Source organism: Ferrovibrio xuzhouensis (assembly GCF_042648965.1).
GTDB lineage: Bacteria > Pseudomonadota > Alphaproteobacteria > Ferrovibrionales > Ferrovibrionaceae > Ferrovibrio > Ferrovibrio xuzhouensis.
This window is the reverse complement of record NZ_JBHRYJ010000001.1, coordinates 1216246-1238238: the sequence shown is the minus strand read 5'-3', so window position 1 is coordinate 1238238 and position 21993 is coordinate 1216246. Positions and strand designations below refer to the sequence as shown.

Below are 21993 nucleotides of genomic sequence, written 5' to 3'. Positions count from 1 at the left end.
TCAGTCGTCGCTGTCGTCATCCTGGGCATAGCGCCACAGATGCTCGGCCGCGGCCTGTGCCTTGTCGACGCTGAGGCTGAGCATATGGCTGTCCTGCCGGCGGTAATCGTAGCCCGGCTGCTGCACGATCTCATCGTAACTGAGATCAGTGCGCACGCTGGCAGTTTTTTCGCCCCAGGGGCCGTAGACCCGCTCGCGGCTCGGCCCGAACAGGCCGAGCGTCGGCGTGCCGGAGGCGGCGGCCAGATGCATCAGGCCGCTGTCGTTGCCGATGTAGAAGGCGCAGCGCCGCAGGGCGGCGGCCAGCACCGGCAGCTCCACCTTGCCGATCAGGTCGAGGGTGCGGTCGGCCGGCAGGCCGGCCAGGGTCGCGGTGGCCAGAGCCTCTTCGCCGGGGCCGCCGAATACCACGATGCGCGCATTGGGCAGGATGCCGCCGGGCGCGGTCAGCCGTGTCGCCAGTTCGGCGAAGCGGTCGCCCGGCCAGATCTTGCCGCCCCAGTTGGCGGTGGGGCCCAGTGCCAGGGTCGGCGTGCCGTCCTCGGGCCACAGCCGCGCCGCGGTCGCCGCATGTTCGGCGGTGGTCCAGACCACAGGATGCGCCGGCGCATTGAGCTTCAGCACATTCGACAGCGCGATCACCTTGTGCATATGCGGCGCCGAGCCGCTGTAGCCGCGCCGGCGATGCGCCATCAGGAACTGGCCGATGCCGGAGCCGCGCAGGTCGAGCACGAGACTCCAGCGCGTCGCCGCGACCTGCTTCCACAGGTCCCACCAGTGCCGCGCCCAGGGCTTCTTGCGCATGACGATGATGCGTTCGAGATTGGGGGCGGCCGTGAACACGCCGGCGGCGGCCGGGCCGCAGACCACGGTGAAGCGCGCCTTCGGACGCTGGCGGTGCAGCTCGTCGAGCAGGCCGGTCGACAGGATGGCGTCGCCGAGGCGATTGGCCGTGATAAACAGGATGCGCATGCCGGACGGGTTCGGAATGATGCCCGATCAAGGGCTTGGCCCGGGTTATAGGGGGCATGGCTGCCCTTGCCAAGCCGCCCGTCCTCCCATAGGTCAGGGGGCAGGGGAAAACCGGAGGTCCGCCCACATCATGCCCGATCTGTTCTGTACCGCCCTGCCGGCCGCCGGCGCAACCGGCCGGGCCCTGCTGCGGCTGTCGGGGCCGGAAGCGGTCGATTTCCTCGATGCCCTGGTCTCCAACAGCGTCGCCGGCCTGGCACCGGGCCGGGCGGCCTATGCCGCGCTGCTGACCCCACAGGGCAAGTTCCTGCACGATTTTTTCGTCACGGCCGCGGGTGACGGCGGCCTGCTGCTGGATGTGGCGGCCGAGCGCCGGGCCGACCTGAAGCGGCGTCTGACCCTCTATAAGCTGCGCGCCAAGGTCGAAATCGCCGACTCCGACTGGCAAGGCTTTGTCCTGTTCGGCAGCGAAGCGCGACCCGACCTGCCGAAGCTGCTGCAGGAGGCCGGCGCGCTGCTGTTCGCCGATCCGCGGCTGGCGGCGCTCGGCTGGCATCTGTGGCTGCCGCCGGGCATGGCGCCGGCGGCCAGGGAACTTGGCATGCCGGTGCCCTTCGATGCCTGGGAGCGCCACCGCCTGATCCTCGGCGTGCCTGACGGCATGCGCGACATCGAGCCCGAGAAGGGCATCCTGCTGGAAAACCATTTCGAGGCGCTGCACGGCGTCGATTTCACCAAGGGCTGCTACATCGGCCAGGAGCTGACGGCGCGCACCAAATACCGCGGTCTGATCAAGAAACAGCTCTGCAAGGTGAAAAGCACCAGCGGCGACTTCCTGCCGCTGCCCGGCACGATCGTCAGCCTCGATGGCCGCGAGGCCGGCGAGATGCGCTCCAGCCTCGGCGGGCTGGGGCTGGCGCTGCTGCGCCTCGATGCGCTGGCGGCGGCGGAACGGGACGGCAAGACCCTGGAGGCCGCGGGTGTTGCCATCACGGCGCGCCGCCCCGATTATGCCGCTGCGCTGCCGTAGGACGGCGACCGCGAATAACAGGGACGAGGCATGACGAAGAACAAGGCCCCCGATGGCCATGACGACGGCAAGCCGCGCTGCGGCTGGTGCGGCACCGATCCGCTCTATGTGCATTATCACGACACCGAATGGGGCGTGCCCGAACGCGACGACCGCGCGCTGTTCGAAAAGCTGATCCTCGACGGCTTCCAGGCCGGCCTGTCGTGGATCACCATCCTGCGCAAGCGCGACAATTTCCGCCGTGCCTTCGACGGCTTCCAGCCCGAGAAGATCGCCCGCTACACGCCGAAGAAGCTTGACGCGCTGATGCAGGATGCCGGCATCGTGCGCAACCGAGCCAAGATCGAGGGTACCGTGCTGAACGCGCGCGGCTGGCTCGAGATCATGGAGAAGGAAGACGGCTTCTCGAATTACCTGTGGAATTACCTCGACGGCAAGCCGAAGCAGAACGGCTGGGCCAGCCTGAAGCAGGTGCCGGCGGAAACCCCGGTCAGCCAGGCGATCTCCAAGGATCTGCGCAAGCGCGGCTTCACTTTCGTCGGCCCGACCATCGTCTATGCCTTCATGCAGGCGGTCGGCATGGTCAACGACCACCTGACCGACTGCCATCGTCACGACATTGTGAAGAAGCTGAAGCGCCGCTGATGTAGCGGCAGGAAGATGGCGCCGACCGGTATTTGGCGTCAGGGTCGCCGCCGGCCGGCGCCGCCGCTGGGGGGCAGCGGCTACTCGGGAAGAGCTTCGCCGGAGCCGCCGAGCTCGGCCGGAAAGTCCTTCATCTTGGGCAGGCCGTCCTTCATCCGCAGCACCGTCTCGGTGTAGTTCACGTGCACGCCGGGCGTGAATGGCAGGCTCGGAATCGTCGCCGCATAGACGTCGACCAGACCGAAGGTCGGATGGTCGGTCATGATATGGCCACCGCATTTTTTGCAGAACTGGCGGCCACTTGTCGGATTTTTCATGAACCGGCCGACATGCTCGGCGCCCTTGGTGACCTGCACGTTTTGCGGCTGCCACAGGGTGAAGGCATTCACCGGTCCGGCCGACCACGAGCGGCAGGAACTGCAGTGGCAATAGCCCATCGCTTCGGGAGCACCGCTCACCTCGACTTCGACGGAACCGCAGAAACAGCGGCCGGTATGCTTGTCGGTCATTTCATCCTCGTCTTGTGTGAATAGAGCCGGAATCGCTCCGGAGACGCGGACGATGCGGGGCGGCCCGCCGATTGTACTAGTGCAAAAAAGGTACTTGGCAGCGCTTTGCAACCCGCGATAAGCAAACCGCATGGAGCTGCGATACGGACTCTTCTGTCCGGTGGCGAAAGCCGCCGAGGTGATCATGGGGCGCTGGACGCCCCTGATCCTGTGCGAAATGATGATGGGCAGCGAACGCTTCGGCGACATCCAGAGCGGTGTGCCGCTGATGTCGCGCAGCCTGCTGTCGCGCCGGCTGAAGGAGATGGAGCTCAGCGGCCTGATCCAGCGGGTGCCGCAGCCGGGCGGTCGCGGTTACCTCTATCGCCTGACCGAGAGCGGCAATGCGCTGCGCCCCCTGATCGACCAGCTCGCCGCCTGGGGCAGCACCTGGCGTCTGCCCGGCCTCGACGAGCAGGACAACAATGTTGCCTACATGATGTGGATCCTGCGCCGCCGCTTCGCCGGCCGGCTGTCGTCCGCGTCGCGCGCCGTGCTGCATTTCGATTTCCGCAACGTGTCGCCGCGCGAGCACAAGCTGCGCAGCTGGTGGATGCTGCTGCGCGATGATGCCGCGGAACTGTGCAACACCGATATGGGCTTCGAGGCCGACCTCACCGTGCGCGCCGATCTGGCGGTTTTCACCCGGGTGATCTGCGGCATCGACAGCCTGCGGCAGGCGCGGCTGGCCGGCGACATCGGCTTTGCTGGCAATGCGGCCCTGCAGGCGGAAGTGATCGACTGGCTCGAGGTCAGCGAGCCGCCGCAGCTGCGCATCCCGGTCGTGCCGGTGGCGCCAAAGCCGGCTAGAACGATGATCCCGGCTGCCTGAGGAATTCGGTTTCCTCGGGCGTGCTGTCGCGGCCGAGCGCCGCATTGCGATGCGGGAAGCGACCGAACTGCGCGATGATCACCCGGTGCCGCTCGGCAAATTCGAATGTCTTCTGCCCGGGCAGGTCCTTTTCCAGGGCAGCGAACAGCAGCATGCCGAACTCCTGGTCGGCGAGATCCTCGCTGTGCTGGAACGGCATGTAGAAGAACTGCCGCTGCACCGGCGCCACCACGATATCGAAGCCGCGGTCGATGGCGCCACGTGCAACGCTGCGGGCCTGTGCGTCGCCGGCAAAGGCGCGCGCCGTGTCGCGGAAGATGTTGCGCGGGAACTGGTCGAGCAGGATCAGCAGCGCCAGAGTCCCATCGGCATCGTCGGCCCAGCCGGCAAAGCCACCCTGCAGCGCCGTCTCGACGGCGGCGCCGAACCGCGTCCGGATCTCGGCATCGAAGGCATCGTCCTTCCGCCACCAGCATTGGCGCGGGGTGAGCGGCTCGCCGCGGGCGGCAGAGCCCGGCCGGTCGAACCAGAAATCGAGAATGTCGGCGGCAGTGGTCGTCACGGCGGCAGGGCCTCCCTTGTGCTGGCTATCCGGTTGAGATGGGGATGACGGCCGGCTCCGTCCAGTGCCCCGTCCAGTAGCGGCAGGCCCGGATATGCTGTATTCGGGACGCGGGACGGAAACGAGGTGCACATCATGAACACAATCGACCTGAAGGGCCGCCATGGCGTGGTCACCGGCGGCGCGCAGGGCATCGGCCGGGCGGTCACCGAACGGCTGCTGCGCTCCGGTGCGGCGGTGGCGATCTGGGATCGTGACCTCGACCTGGCGCGCAGGGTGGCGGGCGAACTGTCCGGCGCGGGCCGCGCCATCGCGGTGGCCGCCGATGTTGCCGACTGGAACTCTGTGGCGGGAGCGGCCGAGGCGACGCTGAAGGAGTTCGGCGCCATCGAGCTGCTGGTGTGCAACGCCGGCATCGCCGGGCCGAATGCCCCGGTGGCCGATTATCCGCTGGCCGACTGGCAGCAGGTGATCGATATCGACCTGACCGGCGTGTTCCACTGTTGTCGCGCGGTGGTGCCGGCGATGCAGCATCAGGGCTATGGCCGCATCGTCAACGTCGCCTCGGTCGCCGGCAAGGAAGGCAACCCCAATGCGGCGGCCTACAGCGCTGCCAAGGCGGGGGTGATCGCGCTGACCAAGTCGCTCGGCAAGGAGCTGGCCGGGCAGGATATCGCCGTCAACTGCATCACCCCGGCGGCGGCGAAGACGGCGATCTTCGAACAGATGACGCAGACCCATATCGACTATATGCTGTCGAAAATCCCCCGCGGCCGGTTCGTCGGGGTGGACGAGATCGCCGCCATGGTGGCCTGGCTGCTGTCGGCGGAGAATTCCTTCACCACCGGCGCGGTCTTCGACCTCAGCGGCGGTCGCGCCACCTACTGAGCGACCACCCGACGCGTATCCCGATTGCACCTCTAGTCCTGTTCCGAACCAGCGCAGACCGATCACCATGCCGCAGAGCCGCGAGGCGAAATTCAGTATCGGCGATGTCGTCCGGCATCGCCTGTTCCCGTTCCGCGGCGTCGTCTACGACGTCGATCCGGTATTCAACAATACCGAGGAATGGTGGCAGTCGATTCCGCCCGACCTGCGGCCGTCAAAGGACCAGCCGTTCTATCACCTGCTGGCCGAGAACGCGCAGACCACCTATGTCGCCTATGTCTCGGAGCAGAACCTGCTGCCCGATGCGGCGGCCGGGCCGGTCAATCATCCCGATATCAAAAAGTATTTCGCCGGCTTCAGCGGCGGCCACTACGTCTGGCGCAGCAGCACCCGCATGTAAGCCTGCCGGCGGCCGTCTAGAGCAGGCGGCCGATCAGCGACACGATGGCGGGGATGTTGATCGCCACCAGCGTGATGCCGACCGCGCCGGCGATCAGCCGGCCGGGCAGCTTGTTGACCAGGAAGGCCGCCACCGGGGCGGCGACCAGCGCACCGGCCATGATGGCGAGTGCGGTGCTGCCGATGGTGGTCAGCGTGCCGGTGCCGAGCCAGAAGGCGAAGACGGCGGCCTGCACCGCGGCGATGATCGGTTCGGCGGCATTGGCCGAACCGATGGCGATGCGCGGCTCGCGACCCTGCATGATCAGGGTGGTGGTGACGATCGGCCCCCAGCCGCCGCCGAAGGAATCGAACAGGCCGCCGAACAGGCCCACCACCGCGGGCCGGCCGCGCGGTGCGCCGAAGCCCTCGCGCGTCTTCCAGCGCAGGGTGCGCAGGATCACGACGACACCCATGATGCCGAGATAGAGTGCCGCCAGCGGCCGGATCAGATTGATCGGCATCAGCGCGATGGTGCTGGCGCCGATCACGCCGCCAAAGATGGCCGGCAGGATCAGCCGGCGCGCCAGCGACCAGTCGACATTGCCGAACTTCCAGTGCGACAGGCCCGACGCGATGCCGGTCGGCATCTTGGTGACATGCACGGCAGCGCTGGCCACGGCGGGCGGCATGCCGGTCGCCACCAGAACGCTGGTGGAGATCACGCCATAGCCCATGCCGATGGCGCCATCGATCAGCTGGGCACCGAAGCCGACCAGAACGTAAAGCGCGAGGGACAGTTCCATGCGCGCGTCTCCTGACTGGGGTAACGAAAGCCGGTGACGGAAACTGCTCAGGCCGCGAAGTATCGCGTGGCGTAGTCTAGCAGAGTTTCGCCGGCGTCACTCACGGAAAGCCGTGTCGTGTCGATGGTGAGTTGTGCTGCGACCGGTGCCTCATAGGGCGCCGAAATGCCGGTAAACGCGGCAATTTCACCGGCCCTTGCGCGCTTATACAAGCCCTTGGGGTCACGGCTTTCGCAAGACGCAAGATCGGCCCGCACATGCACTTCGTGGAAACCGGCGCCGATGATCTGGCGCGCGGTATCGCGATGCGCCTGCAGCGGCGAGATCGCCGACACGATCACGATCATGCCGGTGTCCGCCATCAGCTTCGCCACTTCGGCCAGCCGGCGGATATTCTCGGCGCGGTCGGCTTCGCTGAAGCCGAGGTCGCGGTTCAGCCCGCGGCGCAGGTTGTCGCCGTCCAGCACGGTGATCTGCTTCCCTTGCGCGAACAGCGCGCGCTGGGTCGCCATCGCCAGGGTCGACTTGCCGGCGCCGGACAGGCCGGTCAGCCACAGCACGCCGCCGCGATGACCGTTCAGCCGCGCGCGGTCGGCGGCCGTCACCGAGGAATCGACGGCGACGATATCATGGGCGACGCGGTCGGCCGCCTCGATCACCAGGCCACCGACGATTTGCGGCCCGCGGATCAGCACGCCGCGTCCGGTGCGCGCCTGTGCGTCATAGGTATCGAGCGCCACCGGCCGGCGGGTCCGCAGGATGACGCGGGCGACGCCGTTGCGGTCGACCTGGGTTGCCGTGGCGACGTCCAGCGTCTCGACATCCAGCGATTCGGTGATCGCCTCGACCTCGGCCTCGCGTTCGGCGGTGCCGATCTTGAGCGTCAGCCGGTCGCCGGGTTTCAATACCTCGCGGTCAAGCCAGAACAGCCGCGCGGTGATGCGGTTGGCGTCGATCGGGCGCCGGTCGGGCGTGCTGGCCAGCGCGCCGCGTTCGACGAAGACTTCCTCGTCCAGCGTAAACGCCACGCTTTCGCCGGCAAAGGCCTCCGCGCGCGGCACATGGGCGCCGCCATCGCCGCGCCAGGCCTCCAGCGTCGCCACGGTGGCTTCGCGGCCCAGAGGGGCGAAGCGGATGCGGTCGCCGACCGCCAGCCGGCCGCTTTCGATGCGGCCGACCACGATGCGGCGGTCGTCGAAGCGATAGAGGTCCTGCACCGGCAGGCGCAAAGGCTGGTCGACGGCATGGGCGCGCGGCACGAAGGCATCCAGCGCGCCGATCAGGGTCGGGCCCTGGTACCACGGCGTTGCCGCGCTGTGCACGGCGATGTTGTCGCCGGCGCGCGCCGAGACCGGCACCAGCGCCGAGACCTCGATGCCGATATCGGCGAGATAGCCGCGAACGGCCTCGGCGACTTCGCTGAAGCGCGCCGCGTCATGGCCGATCAGGTCGATCTTGTTGATCGCCACCGCCACCTGGCGGATGCCGAGCAGATGCAGCAGATAGGCATGGCGCTTGGTCTGTTCGGCCAGGCCCTGGGCCGCGTCGACCACCAGGATGGCGGCATCGGCCTGGGCCGCGCCGGTCACCATGTTCTTCAGGAATTCCTTATGCCCCGGCGCGTCGATGATGACATAGCGGCGCTGTTCGGTGGTGAACCAGATCTGTGTGGTATCCACCGTGATGCCCTGGTCGCGCTCGACCTGCAGGGCGTCGAGCAGGAAGGACCATTCGAATTCAAGACCGCGTTTGGCCGAGACGGCTTTCAGCTGTTCCAGCTTGCCGTCGGGCAGGCTGTCCGTGTCATGCAGCAGGCGACCGACCAGGGTCGACTTGCCGTGGTCGACATGGCCGACGATGACGATGGGGAAGGCGCGGCCCTTCTGGCTGCCGGCGCGGGCCAACATGGTTTTCGCCTGCGCGGCCTTCGGGTGGATGGCGAGATCGACAACGCTCATGATGGCGGTCCTTACATGTAGCCGGCGACGCGCAGGCGCTCGAAAGCGTCTTCGGAATCGTGATCCATGGCGCGGCCGGCGCGTTCCGGCTCGCGGGTGATTTCCAGCTCGTCGATGATGGCTTCGATGCTGCCGGCATGGCTGTCGATCGGAAACGTAATGCCGATCTCGCCGAGCGAGCGGAAGCGCTTGCCCTCGCCATTGGCGAAATACAGCGGCACGACCGGGATGCCCTCGCGCTGGATGTAGCGCCAGATGTCGATCTCGGTCCAGTGCAGCAGCGGATGGACGCGCATGTGCACGCCGGGCGGCAGATCGGCGGCGAAATGGTCCCACAGCTCGGGCGGCTGGTCGCGGAAATCCCAGGCGCCGTCGCCGCCGCGCGGGCTGAACACGCGCTCCTTGGCGCGGGTCGCCTGCTCGTCGCGGCGGATGCCGGCGATCACGCCCTTCAGGTCGTATTTCGCGATGGCTTCCTTCAGACCCAGCGTCTTGCGCGCAGCGATGCGCGAGTTGTGCGGCAGGGTCGGGTCGGTCGCCTCGATCGGCGGGCAGGCATCCTTGATCAGGTCGAGGCCCCATTCCGGGCCGTAGCGGTCGCGGAAGGCATAGGTTTCGGGGAATTCCAGCCCGGTATCGAGATGCAGCACCGGGAACGGCACCCGGCCGAGGAAGGCCTTCTTGGCCAGCCAGATCATCACGTTGGAATCCTTGCCCAGCGACCACAGCATGGCCAGCGGGCGAATGCGACTGTAGGCCTCGCGGAGGATGTAGATGCTCTGGGCTTCGAGCGCGTCGAGATCATCGTGCTGCATGGCGCGTTTACTCGTCCTGTGTGCTGATCTGCCCGGGCAGGGGCAGCGGGGAAACATGGATGCCGCATTCGGTTTTGTCTTGGCCGCGCCAGCGCCCGGCGCGCGTATCCTCGCCTTCGGCCACCGGCTGGGTGCAGGGCGCGCAGCCGATTGACGGATAGCCCTGCGCCACCAGCGGATGGCGCGGCAGGTCGTGGGTGCGGAAATAATCCTCGATCTGTTGTGGCGACCAGTCGGCGAGCGGATTGAACTTCAGCCGTTCGCCATCGGCCTCGACCAGCGGGATGCTGCCGCGGGTGGCGGCCTGGAAACGCTTGCGGCCGTTGATCGAGGCGGCGAAACCCTTGAGGCCGCGTTCCAGCGGCTCGACCTTGCGCAGGTAGCAGCAGGCATTGGCATCGCGGAACCACAAGGTGCCGCCGTCATCCCGGGCGGCCAGCGCGGCGGGGTCGGGACGCAGCACGCGCAGATCGGTCAGGCCGAGCCGGGCGGCCAGTGCATCGCGATAGGCCAGGGTCTCGTCGAACAGCTTGCCGGTATCGAGGAACAGCACCGGGGTCGCCGGATCGATCCCGGCCACCATATGCAGCAGGACGGCCGCTTCGGCGCCGAAGGAGGACACCAGCGCGATGCGGCCGGGGAACAGGTCGCGGATCGCGGCTGCGAGAATCTGCTGCGGCGTGCGGTCACGCAGCTGCAGGTCGAGCAGGCCGGCATGGTCGCGGGCGGCGAGCGGCGCGGTAACGGGAACGGCAGGGGCGAGTGCGGTCATTCGGCGGCCTCCGGCTTACGCAGGCGGCGCAGCCGCAGCTCCAGCGCGGTGGCGGTGCCGTCGGTCGCCGGCTGGTAGGCGGCGCTGAAATCCTGCAGGGCCCCGGCGAAGATGCGGGCGGCGTCCGGCCGGTCGAATTCATAGGCATCGAAGCCACAGCGGTGCATCAGACGCAGCTGGTCGCGCAGCACCTGACCGGTGGCGCGCAGTTCGCCGCGATAGCCGAAGCGTTCGCGCAGCAGCCGGGCCTGGCTGTAGGCGCGGCCGTCGGAGAATTTCGGAAACTCCAGCACGATCAGGTCGAAGCGACCGGCCTCGGGGCCGAATGCCAGCACATCGAGGCTGTTCGGCAGGCGGATGCCGAGCGGTGCCTTGCGCGCCGCCAGGGTATTGCGCTCAGCCAGCCAGCGCGCATGGCTGACCAGCACCGGGCGGCCCTCGGGCAGCGGCGCCTCGTCCTCGATGGCAATCCAGTGATCGGCGGCAACCAGCCCGTTCTTAAGCAGCGGCATAGACGGCCTCCTTGAACGGCGCCAGGCCGGTGCGGCGATAGGTATCGAGGAAGCGCTCGCCGGCCTGGCGGATGCGCAGGTAGGTCTCGACCAGGGTGTCGATGGCATCGACCGCATCGGTGGCGTTCAGCGCCGGGCCGAGGATGTCGCCAAGCGCGGCATTCTCGTCGGCCGAACCGCCGAGCGTCAGCTGGTAGAATTCCTCGCCGTTCTTGTCGACGCCGAGGATGCCGATATGACCCACATGGTGATGCCCGCAGGCATTGATGCAGCCCGAGATCTTGATCTTCAGTTCGCCGATGTCATGGGCGCGTTCCCAGTTTCTGAAGCGCAGCGCGATCTGCTGGGCGACCGGGATCGAGCGGGCATTGGCCAGCGCGCAGTAATCCAGCCCCGGGCAGGCGATGATGTCGGAGACCAGGCCGACATTCGGCGTGGCGAGGTCATAGGCCTTCAGCGCCGCGTAGACCGCCGGCAGGTCGGCCTGGCGGACATGCGGCAGCACCAGGTTCTGCTCGTGGGTGACGCGCACTTCGCCGAAGCTGTAGCGGTCGGCGATATCGGCAACCGCCGCCATCTGCTCGGCCGAGGCGTCGCCCGGCGCGGCGCCTTCCTTTTTCAGCGACACGGTGACGATGCTGTAGCCGGGTTGCTTGTGCTTGGCCGTGTTGCGGCGCGCCCACAGGCCGAATTCAAAATCGGTGCGGAAGGCCTCGGCGTATTCCCGGGCGATGCCGCCCGGCAGCGCCTCGAAGGCCGGCGGGGCGAAATGCGCGGCGATCTGGTCGATCGCCGCCTGCGGCAGCTTCAGCGCGCCGTCGCGGCTGGTCAGCCACTCAGCCTCGACCTTCTCGCGCATCGTCTCGATTCCGATCTCATGCACCAGGATCTTGATGCGCGCCTTGTAGAGATTGTCGCGGCGGCCGAACTCGTTGTAGACGCGCAGGATGGCTTCCAGATAGCTCAGCAGGTCCTGCTTGGGCAGGAAGTCGCGGATCGTCTTGCCGATGAAGGGCGTACGGCCGAGGCCACCGCCGACAATCACCTCGAAGCCCACTTCGCCGGCGGCATTCTTGTGCATGCGCAGGCCGATGTCGTGCACGCGCACGGCGGCGCGGTCGTTCGGCGAGCCGGTCACCGCGATCTTGAACTTGCGTGGCAGGAAGCTGAATTCCGGATGGAAGGTCGACCACTGCCGGATGATCTCGCACCACAGGCGCGGATCCTCGATCTCGTCATGGGCGGCGCCGGCGAACTGGTCGGTGGTGGTGTTGCGGATGGTGTTGCCGCTGGTCTGGATCGCGTGCATCTGCACTTTCGCCAGGTCGGCCAGCGCATCGGCGGCCTCCTCCAGCTTGATCCAGTTGAACTGGATGTTCTGTCGGGTGGTGAAATGGCCCCGGCCGCGGTCGTATTTGCAGGCGATCTGGCTCAAACCGCGCAGCTGGCGCGACGACAGCACGCCATAGGGCACGGCGACGCGCAGCATGTAGGCATGCAGCTGCAGGTACAGGCCGTTCTGCAGGCGCAGCGGCTTGAACTCGTCCTCGCTCAGGGCGCCGGACAGGCGGCGGGTGACCTGGCCGCGGAACTGGGCGACGCGTTCGTCCACCAGGGTCTGGTCGATCTCGTCATACTTATACATGGGGCGGCCTCGTTCTTACTCAGGCGGCGGGTTTGGCTTCGGTCGTCGGGCCGTCGGCGCGGATGCGCTCGCGGAACTGCACCGGACGCGGCGGGGCGACAGCGGTATCGACCGGGATCAGATACGGCGCGATGACGATGTTCATTTTTGCCTGCGCCTCGGCGACGGCCAGCAGGGCGGCGCCGGCTTCGGCATTGGGCACGATGCTGGCGTCGTCGATGCGGCGGCTCCAGCCGGCGGACTGGGTGAGATACACCACGTCGCCGGTCTTGAGGTCGTTGGCGGTGACCAGCTGCGGCTGGCTGTTGAGCTTGGGGGCCTTGGCCATGATCCTGTTTCCCTTACGCGCGGCGCCGCTGCTGCGACTGCACGACAACATCGGCTTTCGCCCTGGCGGCCACCTTGCCGATCACCAGCAGCACCGGCCCGCCACCGTGCTGCGCGGCGAGCGCCGGCAGGTCGGCGAGGCGGCCGGCGCTGACGCGCTGGTCGGGCCGGGTGCCGTTCTCGATCAGGGCGACCGGCAGCGACGGCGCGATGCCATCGGCCAGCAGGCGGTCGCGAATCGCGGCGGCCTGGGTCAGGCCCATGTAGACGACGACGGTCTCGCCGGCTCGGGCGCGCTCGGCCCAGGGCAGGCTTTCCGCGCCGGCCTTGAGATGGCCGCTGACCAGGGTGACGCCATGGCTGAGGTCGCGGTGGGTGAGCGGAATGCCGGCGCTGGCCGCGCAGCCGAGCGCCGCGGTAATGCCGGGGATCACCTGCACGGCGATGCCGCGGGCTTCCAGATAGTCGACTTCCTCGCCGCCGCGGCCGAACACGAAGGGATCGCCGGCCTTCAGCCGCACCACGCGGCGGCCCAAGGTCGCCTGCGCCGCCATCAGGGCGTTGATCTCGGCCTGGGCCATGCTGTGGCGGCCCTTGCGCTTGCCGACCGGAATGCGTTCGGCATCGCGGCGGGCGAGATCGAGGATCGCCGGCGCCACCAGGTCGTCGACCAGGATGACATCGGCATCATTGAGTGCGCGCTGGGCGGCGATGGTCAGCAGTTCGGGGTTGCCGGGACCGGCACCGACGAGCTGCACCAGGCCCGCGAAAGGCGCGTCCTGCGGACTGTTCAGTTCAGCGAGCAGGGCACTGCGGGCACCGGCGCGGTCGCCGGCCAGCGCCTTCGCCGCCACGGCGCCGTCGAACACGCGGGTCCAGAAGCGCTTGCGGGCGGCCGCCTCGGGGATGACGCGGGACACCGTGTCGCGGGCCTCGCCGGCCAGCGTCGCCAGCTCGCCGAGGCGCGCCGGCAGCAGGCGTTCGATCTGGGCGCGGATGCGGCCCAAAAGCAGCGGCGCGGTGCCATTCGACGCAATGCCGATGGTGATGTCGCCGCGGTCGACGATGGCCGGCACGATGAAATCGGACAGTTCGGCGCGGTCGACCACATTGACCAGCACGCGCCGGGCGCGGGTGGCTTGCGCCACTGTCTCGTCAAGGGGACCGCCGGCCGCGCTGATCGCCAGATGCACGTCATCGAGCTGGGAGGGGGAGAAGGGAACAGCCAGATGGGTGACCTGTCCGGCATCAGCGAGGCCGGCGATTTCGGGGATGACGTCGGGGGCAACTACGGTGACGGCAGCGCCGGCCTTCAGCAGCAGGCGGATCTTGCGGGCGGCATTTTCGCCGCCGCCGACAACGAGGACGGCGCGGTCGCGCAGGATCAGGAAGCTCGGAAAGGTCTGCATGGCTGGCTCTCGCCGGTTGGGGCACACCGTTTGTGTGATGGGATTTATTTAACAGTAAGAATTTACAGTCAATCCATTTATACGTGAAAATGTGATTAAATAACTTATAATACTAACATAAAATGTTAAATAGACCGGCCAGTCATTACCTCCCCGGTAATCGCCGATCAGTTGTTTCGGTACGATTTTCCGGCAAACCTCGCCGTTCCGGAGGACAGCGCCATGGGTAGTTTCGCCACCGATCCGACCACTACCTTCCAGGACCGGGATTTCGGCCTGCTGATGCGTCAGTGGCGCCGCCGCCGCGGGCTCAGCCAGCTCGACCTCGCCGTCACCGGCGGGGTGTCGCAGCGCCATGTCAGCTTTCTCGAATCCGGCCGTGCCCGGCCGAGCCGGCAGATGGTGCTGCACCTGAGCGAACTGCTCGATCTGCCGTTGCGCGACCGCAACCGCCTGCTGACGGTGGCGGGCTTTGCCGCCGCCTATCGCGAAAGCCGGCTCGATGCGCCGCAGCTGGGGCCCGCGCGGATGGCGCTCGACCTGCTGCTGCGCCAGCAGGAGCCGTTCCCTGCCATGGTGGTCGACGGCACCTGGACCCTGCAGATGGGCAATGCGGCGGCGCATCGCATGATCGGCTTCCTGCTCGGGCCGGACCGCGCGGCCGGCGATGCCGCGCCCGTCAACCTGATCCGCCTGCCGCTGCACCCGAAACAGGGCCGGCCGTTCATCACCAACTGGGCCGAGGTGGCATCGGCGATGCTGCACCAGCTGCAGCGCGAGGCCCTCGACAATCCGGCCGCCGCCGCTCTGCTGGCCGAGGTGCGGCGCTACCCCGATGTCGACGCCCTGTGGCGCAGCCTCGACTGGGATGCGCAGCCCGGCCCGGTGCTGACCTTCCGGGTCGAGAAGGACGGGCTGGCGTTCAGTCTGGTGACCATGATCGCCACCTTCGGCACGCCGCAGGATGTCACCCTGCAGGATCTGCGCATCGAAAGCTTCTTTCCCGCCGATGCCGCCACCGAGGCGCTGCTGCGCCGGCTGGCGGCCGGCTGAGCGGACCGCGCAGGCGGAAAACATCTCAAATTTTGACCGTGATCAACGCTTTGCGCGGCCGGGACCCTAATCTGGTCACTGACAGTTTTCGTCAGAGGTCCGGTCAGGAGAAAACGACCATGAAGGTTTCCGATATCATGACGCCGCGGGTGGAGACGGTTTCCACCGAAGCGACGGTCGGCCAGGCGATCCGCCTGATGCTGCAGAAACACATCAGCGGCCTGCCGGTGGTCGATGCCGGGGGCGCGCTTGCCGGCATCGTCACCGAAGGCGATTTTCTGCGCCGCCAGGAACTCGGCACCGCGCCGCACGCCCACTGGCTGCAGGCAATCCTGTCGCCCGGCGGCACCGCGGAGGATTACACCCGCAGCCACACCCGCAAAGTCGCCGACGTGATGACCGCCGATGTGGTCAGCGTCACCGAGGACCAGCCGGTCGCGGTGGTGGTCAAGCTGATGGAAAAGCACCGCATCAAGCGTGTGCCGGTGGTGCGTGGCGGCAAGGTGATCGGTCTGGTTAGCCGCGCCGACCTGCTGCGCGCGTTTGCCGGCGCACTGGCGGAGGTGAAGCCGGTGCAAACCAGCGACAAGGCCATCCGCGACAGCATTATCGCCGAGATGAACAAGGAAAGCTGGGCGCCGACCGCTTCGGTGAATGTCATCGTGCGCGACGGCGCCGTGCATCTCTGGGGCAGCATCTTCCAGGAGAGCCAGCGCGCCGCCCTGAAGGCGATGGCGGCGGCCACCCCGGGCGTGAAGGACGTGCAGGACCACCTGATCTGGCTGGAACCGATGTCGGGCCTGGCGCTGGAGGCCCCCAAGGCGGAATAGCCGGCGGAAGTGATCCGCAGGCGGAGTTTTTATCGGTTGACGGGGCATCGGCATCGTTGTTGTATTCTGTATACAAACAGCGGAGCCGGCCCTCATGCAGCGTCTGGCGTTACATCCCGATCTCGCCCAGCAGGCCTATGACGCGATCCTCGATGCGATCTGCGGCGGCCAGCTGGCGCCGGGCAGCCGCATCATCCAGGAAGATCTCGCCGCCCGGCTCGCCGTCTCGCGCCAGCCGGTGATCCAGGCCCTGCTGCTGCTGCGCAAGCAGGGCTTCCTGCGCGAGAACGGCCGCCGCGGCCTGATCGTCGCGCCGCTCGAAGCCGCCGACGTGCGCCGTGTCTATGCCGTGCGCGGCGTGCTGGACGGTCTTGCCGCCCGCTGTGCCGCCGAAACCAATGCCGCGCGTGCCGCCACCGAAGGACCGGCGCTGATCGCTGCCGGCCGGCAGGCTGCCGCCGGATCGGACGTGGCAGCGATGATCGCCGCCGACATGGCCTTCCACCGTTTCCTCTATGACCTCGCCGGCAATCCGCTGATCGAGGAATCCGCCGGGCTGCACTGGCAGCATATCCGCCGCGCCATGGGCGGCGTGCTGCGTCGCGGCGACCGCCCGGCGCAGGTCTGGGACGAACATGCCGCCATCCTGGCCGCCGTCGCCAGTGGCGATGGGGCAGCGGCCGAGGCGCTGTCGCGCCTGCATGCCGAACACGCCGCCGCCGATCTCGCGGCCCATCTCGAGGCTGCCGCAGAGCAGCCCGCCGTCACCGATAAAAAGACCACCGGAGGAAACCGCCATGAAACTGACCGAGCAACAGATCGCCGAATTTCATGACCTCGGCTATCTGATCATCCCTGATTGCTTCTCGCCCGAGGAGGTCGCGCTGCTGCGCGACGAGGCCGAGGCCGTCTACCGGCTCGACCGCCAGGAGGTCTGGCGCGAGAAGTCCGGCGCCCCGCGCACGGCGTTTGCCGCCCATACCTACAACGAGGCCTTCCGTCGTCTCGGCCGCCATCCGCGGCTGATCCAGCCGGTCGAGCAGGTGTTCGGCGAACAGCTCTACATGCATCAGTACAAGGTGAACGCCAAGGCCGCCTTCGACGGCGAGGTCTGGCAGTGGCACCAGGATTACGGCACCTGGGCGCGCGATGACGGCATGCCCGAGCCGCGCGCGATGAACATCTCGGTCTTTCTCGACGAGGTGATGCCGATCAACGGCCCGCTGATGTTCATCCCGAAAAGCCATCGCCACGGCGTGCTCGATGCCGGCCACGACCTCGAGACCACCTCCTATCCGCTGTGGACACTGGACAAGGACAAGGTCTCGACGCTGGTCGACCAGGGTGGCATCGTCGCGCCGACCGGCAGGCCCGGCACCGTGCTGCTGTTCCATGGCAACCTGGTGCATGGTTCGGCCGGCAACATCACGCCCTACCCGCGCAAGATCGTGTACCTCACGCTCTGCGCCGTCTCGAATTACATCCGCAAGCCGACGCGTGCGGAGTGGATCGCGCATCAGGATTTCACCCCGATCACGCCACTGGATGACGGCTGCCTGCGCGAGCTGGCGGCGCAGCAGAAGGCGGCGGCGGAATGAATCTCTACGCCCTGCTGCAGAAACGCGCCGCCGCGGGCAAGCCGGTCCGCGTCGGCCTGATCGGTGCCGGCAAGTTCGGCACCATGTTCCTCGCTCAGGCCCGCCGGCTGAACGGCCTGCACCTGCTCGGCGTTGCCGACCTGTCGCCCGAGCGCGCGAAAGCTTCGCTCGGCCGCGCTGGCTGGGATGCCGCGCGCATCGTAGCACCCGACTTCGCCACTGCGCTGAAGACCGGCGCCACCCATATCACCGAAGACGCCATGGCGCTGATCGCCGCCGATGGCCTCGATGTGGTGGTGGATGCCACCGGCAGCCCGGCGGCCGGCATCCGCCATGTGCTGCAGGCCTGCAAACACGGCAAGCATATCGTCATGGTCAATGTCGAGGCCGATGCGCTGGCCGGGCCGCTGCTGGCGCGCAAGGCGGCCGAGGCCGGCATCGTCTATTCGCTGGCCTATGGTGACCAGCCGGCCCTGATCGCCGAGATGGTCGACTGGGCGCGCGCGGCCGGCTTCGACGTGATCGCCGCCGGCAAGGGCACCAAGTATCTGCCGGTTTATCATGGCGCGACGCCGCAGACGGTGTGGCAGCATTACGGCTTCAGCGAGGAGCAGGTGGCGCAGGGTGACTTCAACGCCCAGATGTTCAATTCCTTCCTCGATGGCACCAAGTCGGGCATCGAGATGGCAGCGGTGGCCAATGCCTGCGGGCTCACGCCGGCAGCCAACGGCCTGGAGTTTCCCGCCTGCGGTGTCGATGACCTGCCGATGGTAATGCGGCCGAAGAAGGACGGCGGGCATCTCGAGCACAAGGGCCAGGTCGAGGTGATCTCCTCGCTGGAACGCGATGGCCGGCCGGTGTTCCGCGACCTGCGCTGGGGCATCTATGTCGCCTTCGAGGCGCCGAACGAATATGTCCGGCGCTGCTTCGCCGAATATGGGCTCAAGACCGACGCCAGCGGCTGGTACAGCGCGATGTACAAGCCCTATCACCTGATCGGGTTGGAGCTTTCCGTCTCTGTGCTGTCGGCAGCCCTGCGCGGTGAGCCGACCGGCTGTCCCGGCGATTTCCGTGGTGACGTGGTGGCCACCGCCAAGCGCGACCTTGCCGCCGGCGAACGGCTCGACGGCGAGGGCGGCTATACCGTCTGGGGCAAGTTGATGCCGGCGGCGGCCTCGCTGAAACTCGGCGGCCTGCCGATCGGGCTCGCCCATGGCGTGACCCTGAAGAATGCCGTGAAAGCCGGCCAGCCGGTCAGCTGGGCCGACGTTGCCTTCGATGCCGGCAACGAGACGGTGCAGTTCCGCCGCGAGATGGAACGCAGCTTCGCCGGCGATCTCGCCAAAGCTGCAGAATAGCGGGCAGCGGAGGAGCTACTTCAGCCGGGCGGCGGCGCGCGCCGTCGCTGCCCGGCGCTTGTCCAGCATCGGTGCCATCGCGGGCAGCATGCGTTCGACCACCTCGGGGCCGGCGCCCTCGGGCGAGCCCGCGTTGAAGGGCGGCGCCGGATCGTATTCGATGCCGAGCTGGATCGCTTTCGCCGCCGCCTCGCCGGCCATCTGTGCGATCAGTGTCAGCGCGAAATCGATGCCCGCCGTCACCCCGCCGCCGCTCGCCCGGTTGCGGTCGATCACCCAGCGCTCGTGCACCGGAATCGCGCCGAAGGCGGCCAGCTGGTCATGCGAGGCCCAGTGCGTGGTGGCGCGATAGCCCTTCAGCAGGCCGGCCGCACCGAGCACGAGCGATCCGGTGCAAACGGAAGTGATCCATTGCGCGGTTTCGGCCTGGCGGCGCAGGAAATCCAGCGTCTCGTCGTCATCCATCAGGGCGATCTGCCCCGGCCCGCCCGGCACGCAGATCACGTCGAGTTGCGGGCAGTCGGCGAAGGTGGTCGACGGCAGGATCGCCATGCCGCGATCGGCATGCACGGGCGCCATGGTTTTCCAGATCAGGTGCACCTTGGCGCCGGGCAGGCGGGCGAAGACTTCGTAGGGTCCGGTCAGGTCGAGCTGGGTCAGCGCGGGGAACAGCAGCAGGCCGATCTGCATGGGGCAGGCTCCTTGGGTCAGGCGGTTTTCTGGTGGCCGAAGCGGCGGCGGTAATCGGCCGGCGCGACGCGGAAGGACTGGTGGAAGCGCCGCCGCAAGGTCTCGGCCGAGCCGAAACCGCAGCGCCGGGCGATCTGGCCAAGCGGCTGGTGCGTCTGTTCCAGTGCGGCACGTGCCGCTTCGAGGCGGATACGGGCGACATACTGCGCCGGCGTGGTGCCGAAGCTTTCGGCGAAATGGCGGGCGAAGCTGCGCGGACTCATGCCGACCGCTTCGGCCAGCCGCTCTACCGTCCAGTCATCGCGCAGGCGCTGGCGCACCAGACTGCCGAGCCGCGCCAGCCGGTCGTCGCTGGTGGCATCGGCGGTCATCAGGGCGGAGAACTGCGACTGGCCGCCGGCGCGCCGGGCATAGACCACCAGCGCCTTCGCCACTTCCAGCGCCAGCCGGCTGCCGTGGTCATCCTCGATCAGGGCGAGCGCGAGGTCGATGCCGGCGGTGACCCCGGCCGATGTCCAGATGTTGCCGTCGCGCACCCAGATGGCATCGGCCTCGAAGCGTATCGCAGGGAAGCGCTTGGCGAGCCAGCCGCAGCTGCGCCAGTGCCCGGTGGCGCGGCGGCCGTCCAGCAGCCCGGCGCCGGCGAGCGGGAAATTGCCGGTGCAGACCGAGCCAAGCCGGCGCACCCTGCCGGCCGCCTGGCGCAGCAGGCGATGGAGCGCGGCGTCGTCGATGGCGGCCCGCGCACCGGGGCCGCCGGCGACCAGCAGGGTGTCGGTCCTGGCCAGCAGTCTCGCGTCCAGCTTTTCGGTCATGACCGGAATGCCGTTCGACATGCGCAAGCACCCGCCCTGACGGCTCGCCAGATGCACGCGATAGGCGGCGCCCAGTTTGCCGTCCGGCGCATCGCGGCTCAGCAGGTCGGCGGCATGGAACGCCTCCAGCGGCCCGGCGGCATCGAGCAGCAGCCCGTCGGGGAAGGTCAGGATGACGATATGGCGCGGCGGCGGGGTTGGCATGCGGCGATCATGGCACGGGCCCGCCGTGGCAGGAATGCCAAAGATCGCACGGATTCTGCCAGATGGTCAGGCGATGTCGGCGCCCACCGCATCGGCCACATGGGCGAAACCGTCGCGCTCCAGCAGGCGGGCGAGGCCGGCGAGGATGTCCTGCACCACGAAAGGGCCTTCATAGATCAGTGCGGTTAGCAGCTGTACCAGCGAACAGCCCATGCGGATCTTGGCATAGGCATCTTCCGCGCTGAACACACCGCCGGCGCCGATGATGACATGGCGGCGCCGGTCCATGCGGTGGTACATCGCGCGGATGCTGGCGTCGGCGAGCGTGGCCGCCGGCCTGCCCGACACGGCGCCGGGCCAGTCGCGCCACACGGCCGGCGGCGTCACCAGGCCGTCGGGCTTCACCGGCGGCAGGTTGAACATGAACCCCCGGATGAAGGCATGCGGTTCGGCTGCCGCCAGTACACGCTCGATGGTGGCGATGCCGCCGAGCGGCGAGACTTTCAGGAACACCGGACGGGCGAGATCGCGTTCTGCCAGTGCCGCGAGGCAGTCTCGCAGGGTGCCGGCATCGGCGAAGAAGTCGCGGCCGTCCTCGGTGTTCGGGCAGCTCAGGTTCAGCATCAGGTAATCGGCCTGCGGCGCCATCAGTCGTGCGCCCTCGGTGTATTCGGCGATGATCTGGTCCGGCGTCTCCGGTGCGGCGCCGCGGCCGCGGTTGGTCTTGACGATGTTGATGCCGAGCGGAACGGCCAGGCGGGTCTGCTGCAGCCGCGCCGCGATCGCCGGGATGCCGTCATTGGGCAGGCCGTAATGCACCACGATGGCGCGGTCGTCGGGCAGGCGGAACAGCCGCGGCAGCGGGTTGCCGCGCGAGGCATCGATGGAGACCGAACCGATCTCGACGGCGCCGAAGCCGAGCGCCGCGAGCGTGGCGATGCCGGTGCCGCTCTTGTCGAAGCCGGCGGCCAGGCCGAGCGGATTGGGGAAATGCAATCCGGCAACATCAATGGCCAGCCGTGGGTCGTCGACCGCCAGCAGCCGGCGCAAGGTCCCGGCGAAAGGTGCCGCGATTGACGCGGCAGCCAGTGCCAGGTGATGGGCACGCTCGGCGTCCAGCCGGAACAGCAGCGGTCGCACAACGGACTGATACAGGCCCATGCAGGCGTTTCCTTTCCCTTGCGGAAGAGTATAGGCGCATCCTCCGTGCACACCAGAAGCCTGCCGCAGCGGAAGTCGGAAAGTGATCGAAAAGCCGGCGGCTGCGCTGGAATCGGCACGTCGTCGTGGTAGTCTCTGTGCACAGAAAACAGCAGGCCGGCAGTGCCGGCAGAACCGGTCTAGGG

24 protein-coding genes are annotated in these 21993 nt (G+C 67.8%); 10 read left to right on the top strand and 14 right to left on the bottom strand.

Features of this window, described 5'->3' with window-relative positions:
• On the bottom strand, nucleotides 1-972 hold the full coding sequence (locus tag ACFOOQ_RS06150; protein ID WP_379723069.1) for a glycosyltransferase family 9 protein: 972 nt from the start codon (nucleotides 970-972) through the stop codon (nucleotides 1-3).
• 130 nt (nucleotides 973-1102) lie between these two features.
• On the opposite strand from ACFOOQ_RS06150, the gene ygfZ reads away from it, so the two are divergent.
• Nucleotides 1103-2002 (top strand): CAF17-like 4Fe-4S cluster assembly/insertion protein YgfZ, encoded by a 900-nt coding sequence (gene ygfZ, locus ACFOOQ_RS06145; protein ID WP_379723066.1) that lies wholly within the window; start codon nucleotides 1103-1105, stop codon nucleotides 2000-2002.
• A 30-nt stretch (nucleotides 2003-2032) separates the two neighbouring features.
• Nucleotides 2033-2647, top strand: coding sequence for a DNA-3-methyladenine glycosylase I (locus tag ACFOOQ_RS06140; protein WP_379723063.1), 615 nt, complete (start codon nucleotides 2033-2035; stop codon nucleotides 2645-2647).
• Between the two features lie 80 nt (nucleotides 2648-2727).
• Here ACFOOQ_RS06140 and ACFOOQ_RS06135 read toward each other — a convergent pair whose 3' ends face one another.
• A complete protein-coding gene (locus tag ACFOOQ_RS06135; RefSeq protein ID WP_379723060.1) occupies nucleotides 2728-3156 on the bottom strand; it encodes a GFA family protein in 429 nt (142 codons plus the stop codon).
• A 130-nt stretch (nucleotides 3157-3286) separates the two neighbouring features.
• Here ACFOOQ_RS06135 and ACFOOQ_RS06130 point away from each other — a divergent pair, with 130 nt between their 5' ends.
• Entirely contained in the window at nucleotides 3287-4027 is a 741-nt protein-coding gene (locus ACFOOQ_RS06130; RefSeq protein ID WP_379723057.1) for a winged helix-turn-helix transcriptional regulator, read from the top strand.
• Here ACFOOQ_RS06130 and ACFOOQ_RS06125 read toward each other — a convergent pair.
• Complete coding sequence (locus tag ACFOOQ_RS06125) at nucleotides 4002-4589, bottom strand: DUF924 family protein (RefSeq protein WP_379723054.1); 588 nt, start codon at nucleotides 4587-4589, stop codon at nucleotides 4002-4004. The genes ACFOOQ_RS06130 and ACFOOQ_RS06125 overlap by 26 nt on opposite strands.
• Nucleotides 4590-4724: 135 nt before the next feature.
• Between ACFOOQ_RS06125 and ACFOOQ_RS06120 the strand changes: the two genes are divergently transcribed.
• Both ACFOOQ_RS06120 and hspQ read left to right on the top strand, forming a co-directional pair.
• Nucleotides 4725-5477, top strand: coding sequence for an SDR family NAD(P)-dependent oxidoreductase (locus tag ACFOOQ_RS06120; protein WP_379723051.1), 753 nt, complete (start codon nucleotides 4725-4727; stop codon nucleotides 5475-5477).
• A gap of 67 nt (nucleotides 5478-5544) precedes the next feature.
• Nucleotides 5545-5877 carry a heat shock protein HspQ gene (gene hspQ / locus ACFOOQ_RS06115; RefSeq protein ID WP_379723048.1) on the top strand — a complete coding sequence of 111 codons (333 nt, stop codon included), beginning with the start codon at nucleotides 5545-5547 and terminating at the stop codon, nucleotides 5875-5877.
• A gap of 16 nt (nucleotides 5878-5893) precedes the next feature.
• On the opposite strand, the gene ACFOOQ_RS06110 is transcribed toward hspQ, so the two are convergent.
• Genes ACFOOQ_RS06110 through cysG form a run of 8 tightly spaced genes read right to left on the bottom strand, consistent with a single transcriptional unit; the run spans nucleotide 5894 to nucleotide 14099 of the window.
• Nucleotides 5894-6661, bottom strand: coding sequence for a sulfite exporter TauE/SafE family protein (locus ACFOOQ_RS06110; protein ID WP_379723045.1), 768 nt, complete (start codon nucleotides 6659-6661; stop codon nucleotides 5894-5896).
• A gap of 47 nt (nucleotides 6662-6708) precedes the next feature.
• The gene (gene cysC / locus ACFOOQ_RS06105; protein WP_449265797.1) at nucleotides 6709-8619 is read right to left on the bottom strand and encodes an adenylyl-sulfate kinase; all 1911 of its coding nucleotides are present in this window, start codon (nucleotides 8617-8619) and stop codon (nucleotides 6709-6711) included.
• 11 nt (nucleotides 8620-8630) lie between these two features.
• Entirely contained in the window at nucleotides 8631-9434 is an 804-nt protein-coding gene (cysD, locus tag ACFOOQ_RS06100; RefSeq protein WP_379723042.1) for a sulfate adenylyltransferase subunit CysD, read from the bottom strand.
• A gap of 7 nt (nucleotides 9435-9441) precedes the next feature.
• Nucleotides 9442-10206 (bottom strand): phosphoadenylyl-sulfate reductase, encoded by a 765-nt coding sequence (locus ACFOOQ_RS06095; protein WP_379723039.1) that lies wholly within the window; start codon nucleotides 10204-10206, stop codon nucleotides 9442-9444.
• Nucleotides 10203-10718: a DUF934 domain-containing protein gene (locus ACFOOQ_RS06090; protein ID WP_379723036.1), complete on the bottom strand. Its 516-nt coding sequence runs from the start codon at nucleotides 10716-10718 to the stop codon at nucleotides 10203-10205. Before ACFOOQ_RS06090 ends, ACFOOQ_RS06095 begins: the two co-directional genes overlap by 4 nt.
• Nucleotides 10705-12363, bottom strand: coding sequence for a nitrite/sulfite reductase (locus tag ACFOOQ_RS06085; RefSeq protein WP_379723033.1), 1659 nt, complete (start codon nucleotides 12361-12363; stop codon nucleotides 10705-10707). Before ACFOOQ_RS06085 ends, ACFOOQ_RS06090 begins: the two co-directional genes overlap by 14 nt.
• 19 nt (nucleotides 12364-12382) lie before the next feature.
• Nucleotides 12383-12691 carry a DUF2849 domain-containing protein gene (locus ACFOOQ_RS06080; RefSeq protein ID WP_379723029.1) on the bottom strand — a complete coding sequence of 103 codons (309 nt, stop codon included), beginning with the start codon at nucleotides 12689-12691 and terminating at the stop codon, nucleotides 12383-12385.
• Nucleotides 12692-12704: 13 nt separating this feature from the next.
• Entirely contained in the window at nucleotides 12705-14099 is a 1395-nt protein-coding gene (cysG, locus tag ACFOOQ_RS06075; protein ID WP_379723026.1) for a siroheme synthase CysG, read from the bottom strand.
• Between the two features lie 222 nt (nucleotides 14100-14321).
• On the opposite strand from cysG, the gene ACFOOQ_RS06070 reads away from it, so the two are divergent.
• The 5 genes from ACFOOQ_RS06070 to ACFOOQ_RS06050 all read left to right on the top strand — a co-directional run bounded on the left by ACFOOQ_RS06070 (nucleotide 14322) and on the right by ACFOOQ_RS06050 (nucleotide 18938).
• Nucleotides 14322-15152 (top strand): helix-turn-helix domain-containing protein, encoded by an 831-nt coding sequence (locus ACFOOQ_RS06070; protein WP_379723024.1) that lies wholly within the window; start codon nucleotides 14322-14324, stop codon nucleotides 15150-15152.
• Nucleotides 15153-15271: 119 nt separating this feature from the next.
• A complete protein-coding gene (locus ACFOOQ_RS06065; protein WP_379723021.1) occupies nucleotides 15272-15982 on the top strand; it encodes a CBS domain-containing protein in 711 nt (236 codons plus the stop codon).
• Between the two features lie 94 nt (nucleotides 15983-16076).
• Nucleotides 16077-16817, top strand: coding sequence for a GntR family transcriptional regulator (locus ACFOOQ_RS06060; protein WP_379723018.1), 741 nt, complete (start codon nucleotides 16077-16079; stop codon nucleotides 16815-16817).
• Complete coding sequence (locus ACFOOQ_RS06055) at nucleotides 16780-17580, top strand: phytanoyl-CoA dioxygenase family protein (protein ID WP_379723015.1); 801 nt, start codon at nucleotides 16780-16782, stop codon at nucleotides 17578-17580. Before ACFOOQ_RS06060 ends, ACFOOQ_RS06055 begins: the two co-directional genes overlap by 38 nt.
• Complete coding sequence (locus ACFOOQ_RS06050) at nucleotides 17577-18938, top strand: NAD(P)H-dependent oxidoreductase (protein ID WP_379723012.1); 1362 nt, start codon at nucleotides 17577-17579, stop codon at nucleotides 18936-18938. The genes ACFOOQ_RS06055 and ACFOOQ_RS06050 overlap by 4 nt, the downstream gene beginning before the upstream one ends.
• 15 nt (nucleotides 18939-18953) lie before the next feature.
• Here the strand turns inward: ACFOOQ_RS06050 and ACFOOQ_RS06045 are convergent, their stop codons facing one another.
• From ACFOOQ_RS06045 to ACFOOQ_RS06035, 3 genes are all read right to left on the bottom strand, one after another.
• Nucleotides 18954-19628, bottom strand: coding sequence for a DJ-1/PfpI family protein (locus ACFOOQ_RS06045; protein WP_379723009.1), 675 nt, complete (start codon nucleotides 19626-19628; stop codon nucleotides 18954-18956).
• Between the two features lie 17 nt (nucleotides 19629-19645).
• A complete protein-coding gene (locus tag ACFOOQ_RS06040; RefSeq protein ID WP_379723006.1) occupies nucleotides 19646-20647 on the bottom strand; it encodes a GlxA family transcriptional regulator in 1002 nt (333 codons plus the stop codon).
• 66 nt (nucleotides 20648-20713) lie between these two features.
• Entirely contained in the window at nucleotides 20714-21808 is a 1095-nt protein-coding gene (locus tag ACFOOQ_RS06035) for a quinone-dependent dihydroorotate dehydrogenase (protein WP_379723003.1), read from the bottom strand.
• Nucleotides 21809-21993 lie beyond the last annotated feature (185 nt).

Excerpts from the sequence above, each read along its gene's own strand:
- ACFOOQ_RS06150 (WP_379723069.1), bottom strand. The coding sequence starts at position 972 with ATGCGCATCCTGTTTATCACGGCCAATCGCCTCGGCGACGCCATCCTG.
- ygfZ (WP_379723066.1), top strand. The coding sequence starts at position 1,103 with ATGCCCGATCTGTTCTGTACCGCCCTGCCGGCCGCCGGCGCAACCGGC.
- ACFOOQ_RS06140 (WP_379723063.1), top strand. The coding sequence starts at position 2,033 with ATGACGAAGAACAAGGCCCCCGATGGCCATGACGACGGCAAGCCGCGC.
- ACFOOQ_RS06135 (WP_379723060.1), bottom strand. The coding sequence starts at position 3,156 with ATGACCGACAAGCATACCGGCCGCTGTTTCTGCGGTTCCGTCGAAGTC.
- ACFOOQ_RS06130 (WP_379723057.1), top strand. The coding sequence starts at position 3,287 with ATGGAGCTGCGATACGGACTCTTCTGTCCGGTGGCGAAAGCCGCCGAG.
- ACFOOQ_RS06120 (WP_379723051.1), top strand. The coding sequence starts at position 4,725 with ATGAACACAATCGACCTGAAGGGCCGCCATGGCGTGGTCACCGGCGGC.
- hspQ (WP_379723048.1), top strand. The coding sequence starts at position 5,545 with ATGCCGCAGAGCCGCGAGGCGAAATTCAGTATCGGCGATGTCGTCCGG.
- ACFOOQ_RS06110 (WP_379723045.1), bottom strand. The coding sequence starts at position 6,661 with ATGGAACTGTCCCTCGCGCTTTACGTTCTGGTCGGCTTCGGTGCCCAG.
- cysC (WP_449265797.1), bottom strand. The coding sequence starts at position 8,619 with ATGAGCGTTGTCGATCTCGCCATCCACCCGAAGGCCGCGCAGGCGAAA.
- cysD (WP_379723042.1), bottom strand. The coding sequence starts at position 9,434 with ATGCAGCACGATGATCTCGACGCGCTCGAAGCCCAGAGCATCTACATC.
- ACFOOQ_RS06095 (WP_379723039.1), bottom strand. The coding sequence starts at position 10,206 with ATGACCGCACTCGCCCCTGCCGTTCCCGTTACCGCGCCGCTCGCCGCC.
- ACFOOQ_RS06090 (WP_379723036.1), bottom strand. The coding sequence starts at position 10,718 with ATGCCGCTGCTTAAGAACGGGCTGGTTGCCGCCGATCACTGGATTGCC.
- ACFOOQ_RS06085 (WP_379723033.1), bottom strand. The coding sequence starts at position 12,363 with ATGTATAAGTATGACGAGATCGACCAGACCCTGGTGGACGAACGCGTC.
- ACFOOQ_RS06080 (WP_379723029.1), bottom strand. The coding sequence starts at position 12,691 with ATGGCCAAGGCCCCCAAGCTCAACAGCCAGCCGCAGCTGGTCACCGCC.
- cysG (WP_379723026.1), bottom strand. The coding sequence starts at position 14,099 with ATGCAGACCTTTCCGAGCTTCCTGATCCTGCGCGACCGCGCCGTCCTC.
- ACFOOQ_RS06070 (WP_379723024.1), top strand. The coding sequence starts at position 14,322 with ATGGGTAGTTTCGCCACCGATCCGACCACTACCTTCCAGGACCGGGAT.
- ACFOOQ_RS06065 (WP_379723021.1), top strand. The coding sequence starts at position 15,272 with ATGAAGGTTTCCGATATCATGACGCCGCGGGTGGAGACGGTTTCCACC.
- ACFOOQ_RS06060 (WP_379723018.1), top strand. The coding sequence starts at position 16,077 with ATGCAGCGTCTGGCGTTACATCCCGATCTCGCCCAGCAGGCCTATGAC.
- ACFOOQ_RS06055 (WP_379723015.1), top strand. The coding sequence starts at position 16,780 with ATGAAACTGACCGAGCAACAGATCGCCGAATTTCATGACCTCGGCTAT.
- ACFOOQ_RS06050 (WP_379723012.1), top strand. The coding sequence starts at position 17,577 with ATGAATCTCTACGCCCTGCTGCAGAAACGCGCCGCCGCGGGCAAGCCG.
- ACFOOQ_RS06045 (WP_379723009.1), bottom strand. The coding sequence starts at position 19,628 with ATGCAGATCGGCCTGCTGCTGTTCCCCGCGCTGACCCAGCTCGACCTG.
- ACFOOQ_RS06040 (WP_379723006.1), bottom strand. The coding sequence starts at position 20,647 with ATGCCAACCCCGCCGCCGCGCCATATCGTCATCCTGACCTTCCCCGAC.
- ACFOOQ_RS06035 (WP_379723003.1), bottom strand. The coding sequence starts at position 21,808 with ATGGGCCTGTATCAGTCCGTTGTGCGACCGCTGCTGTTCCGGCTGGAC.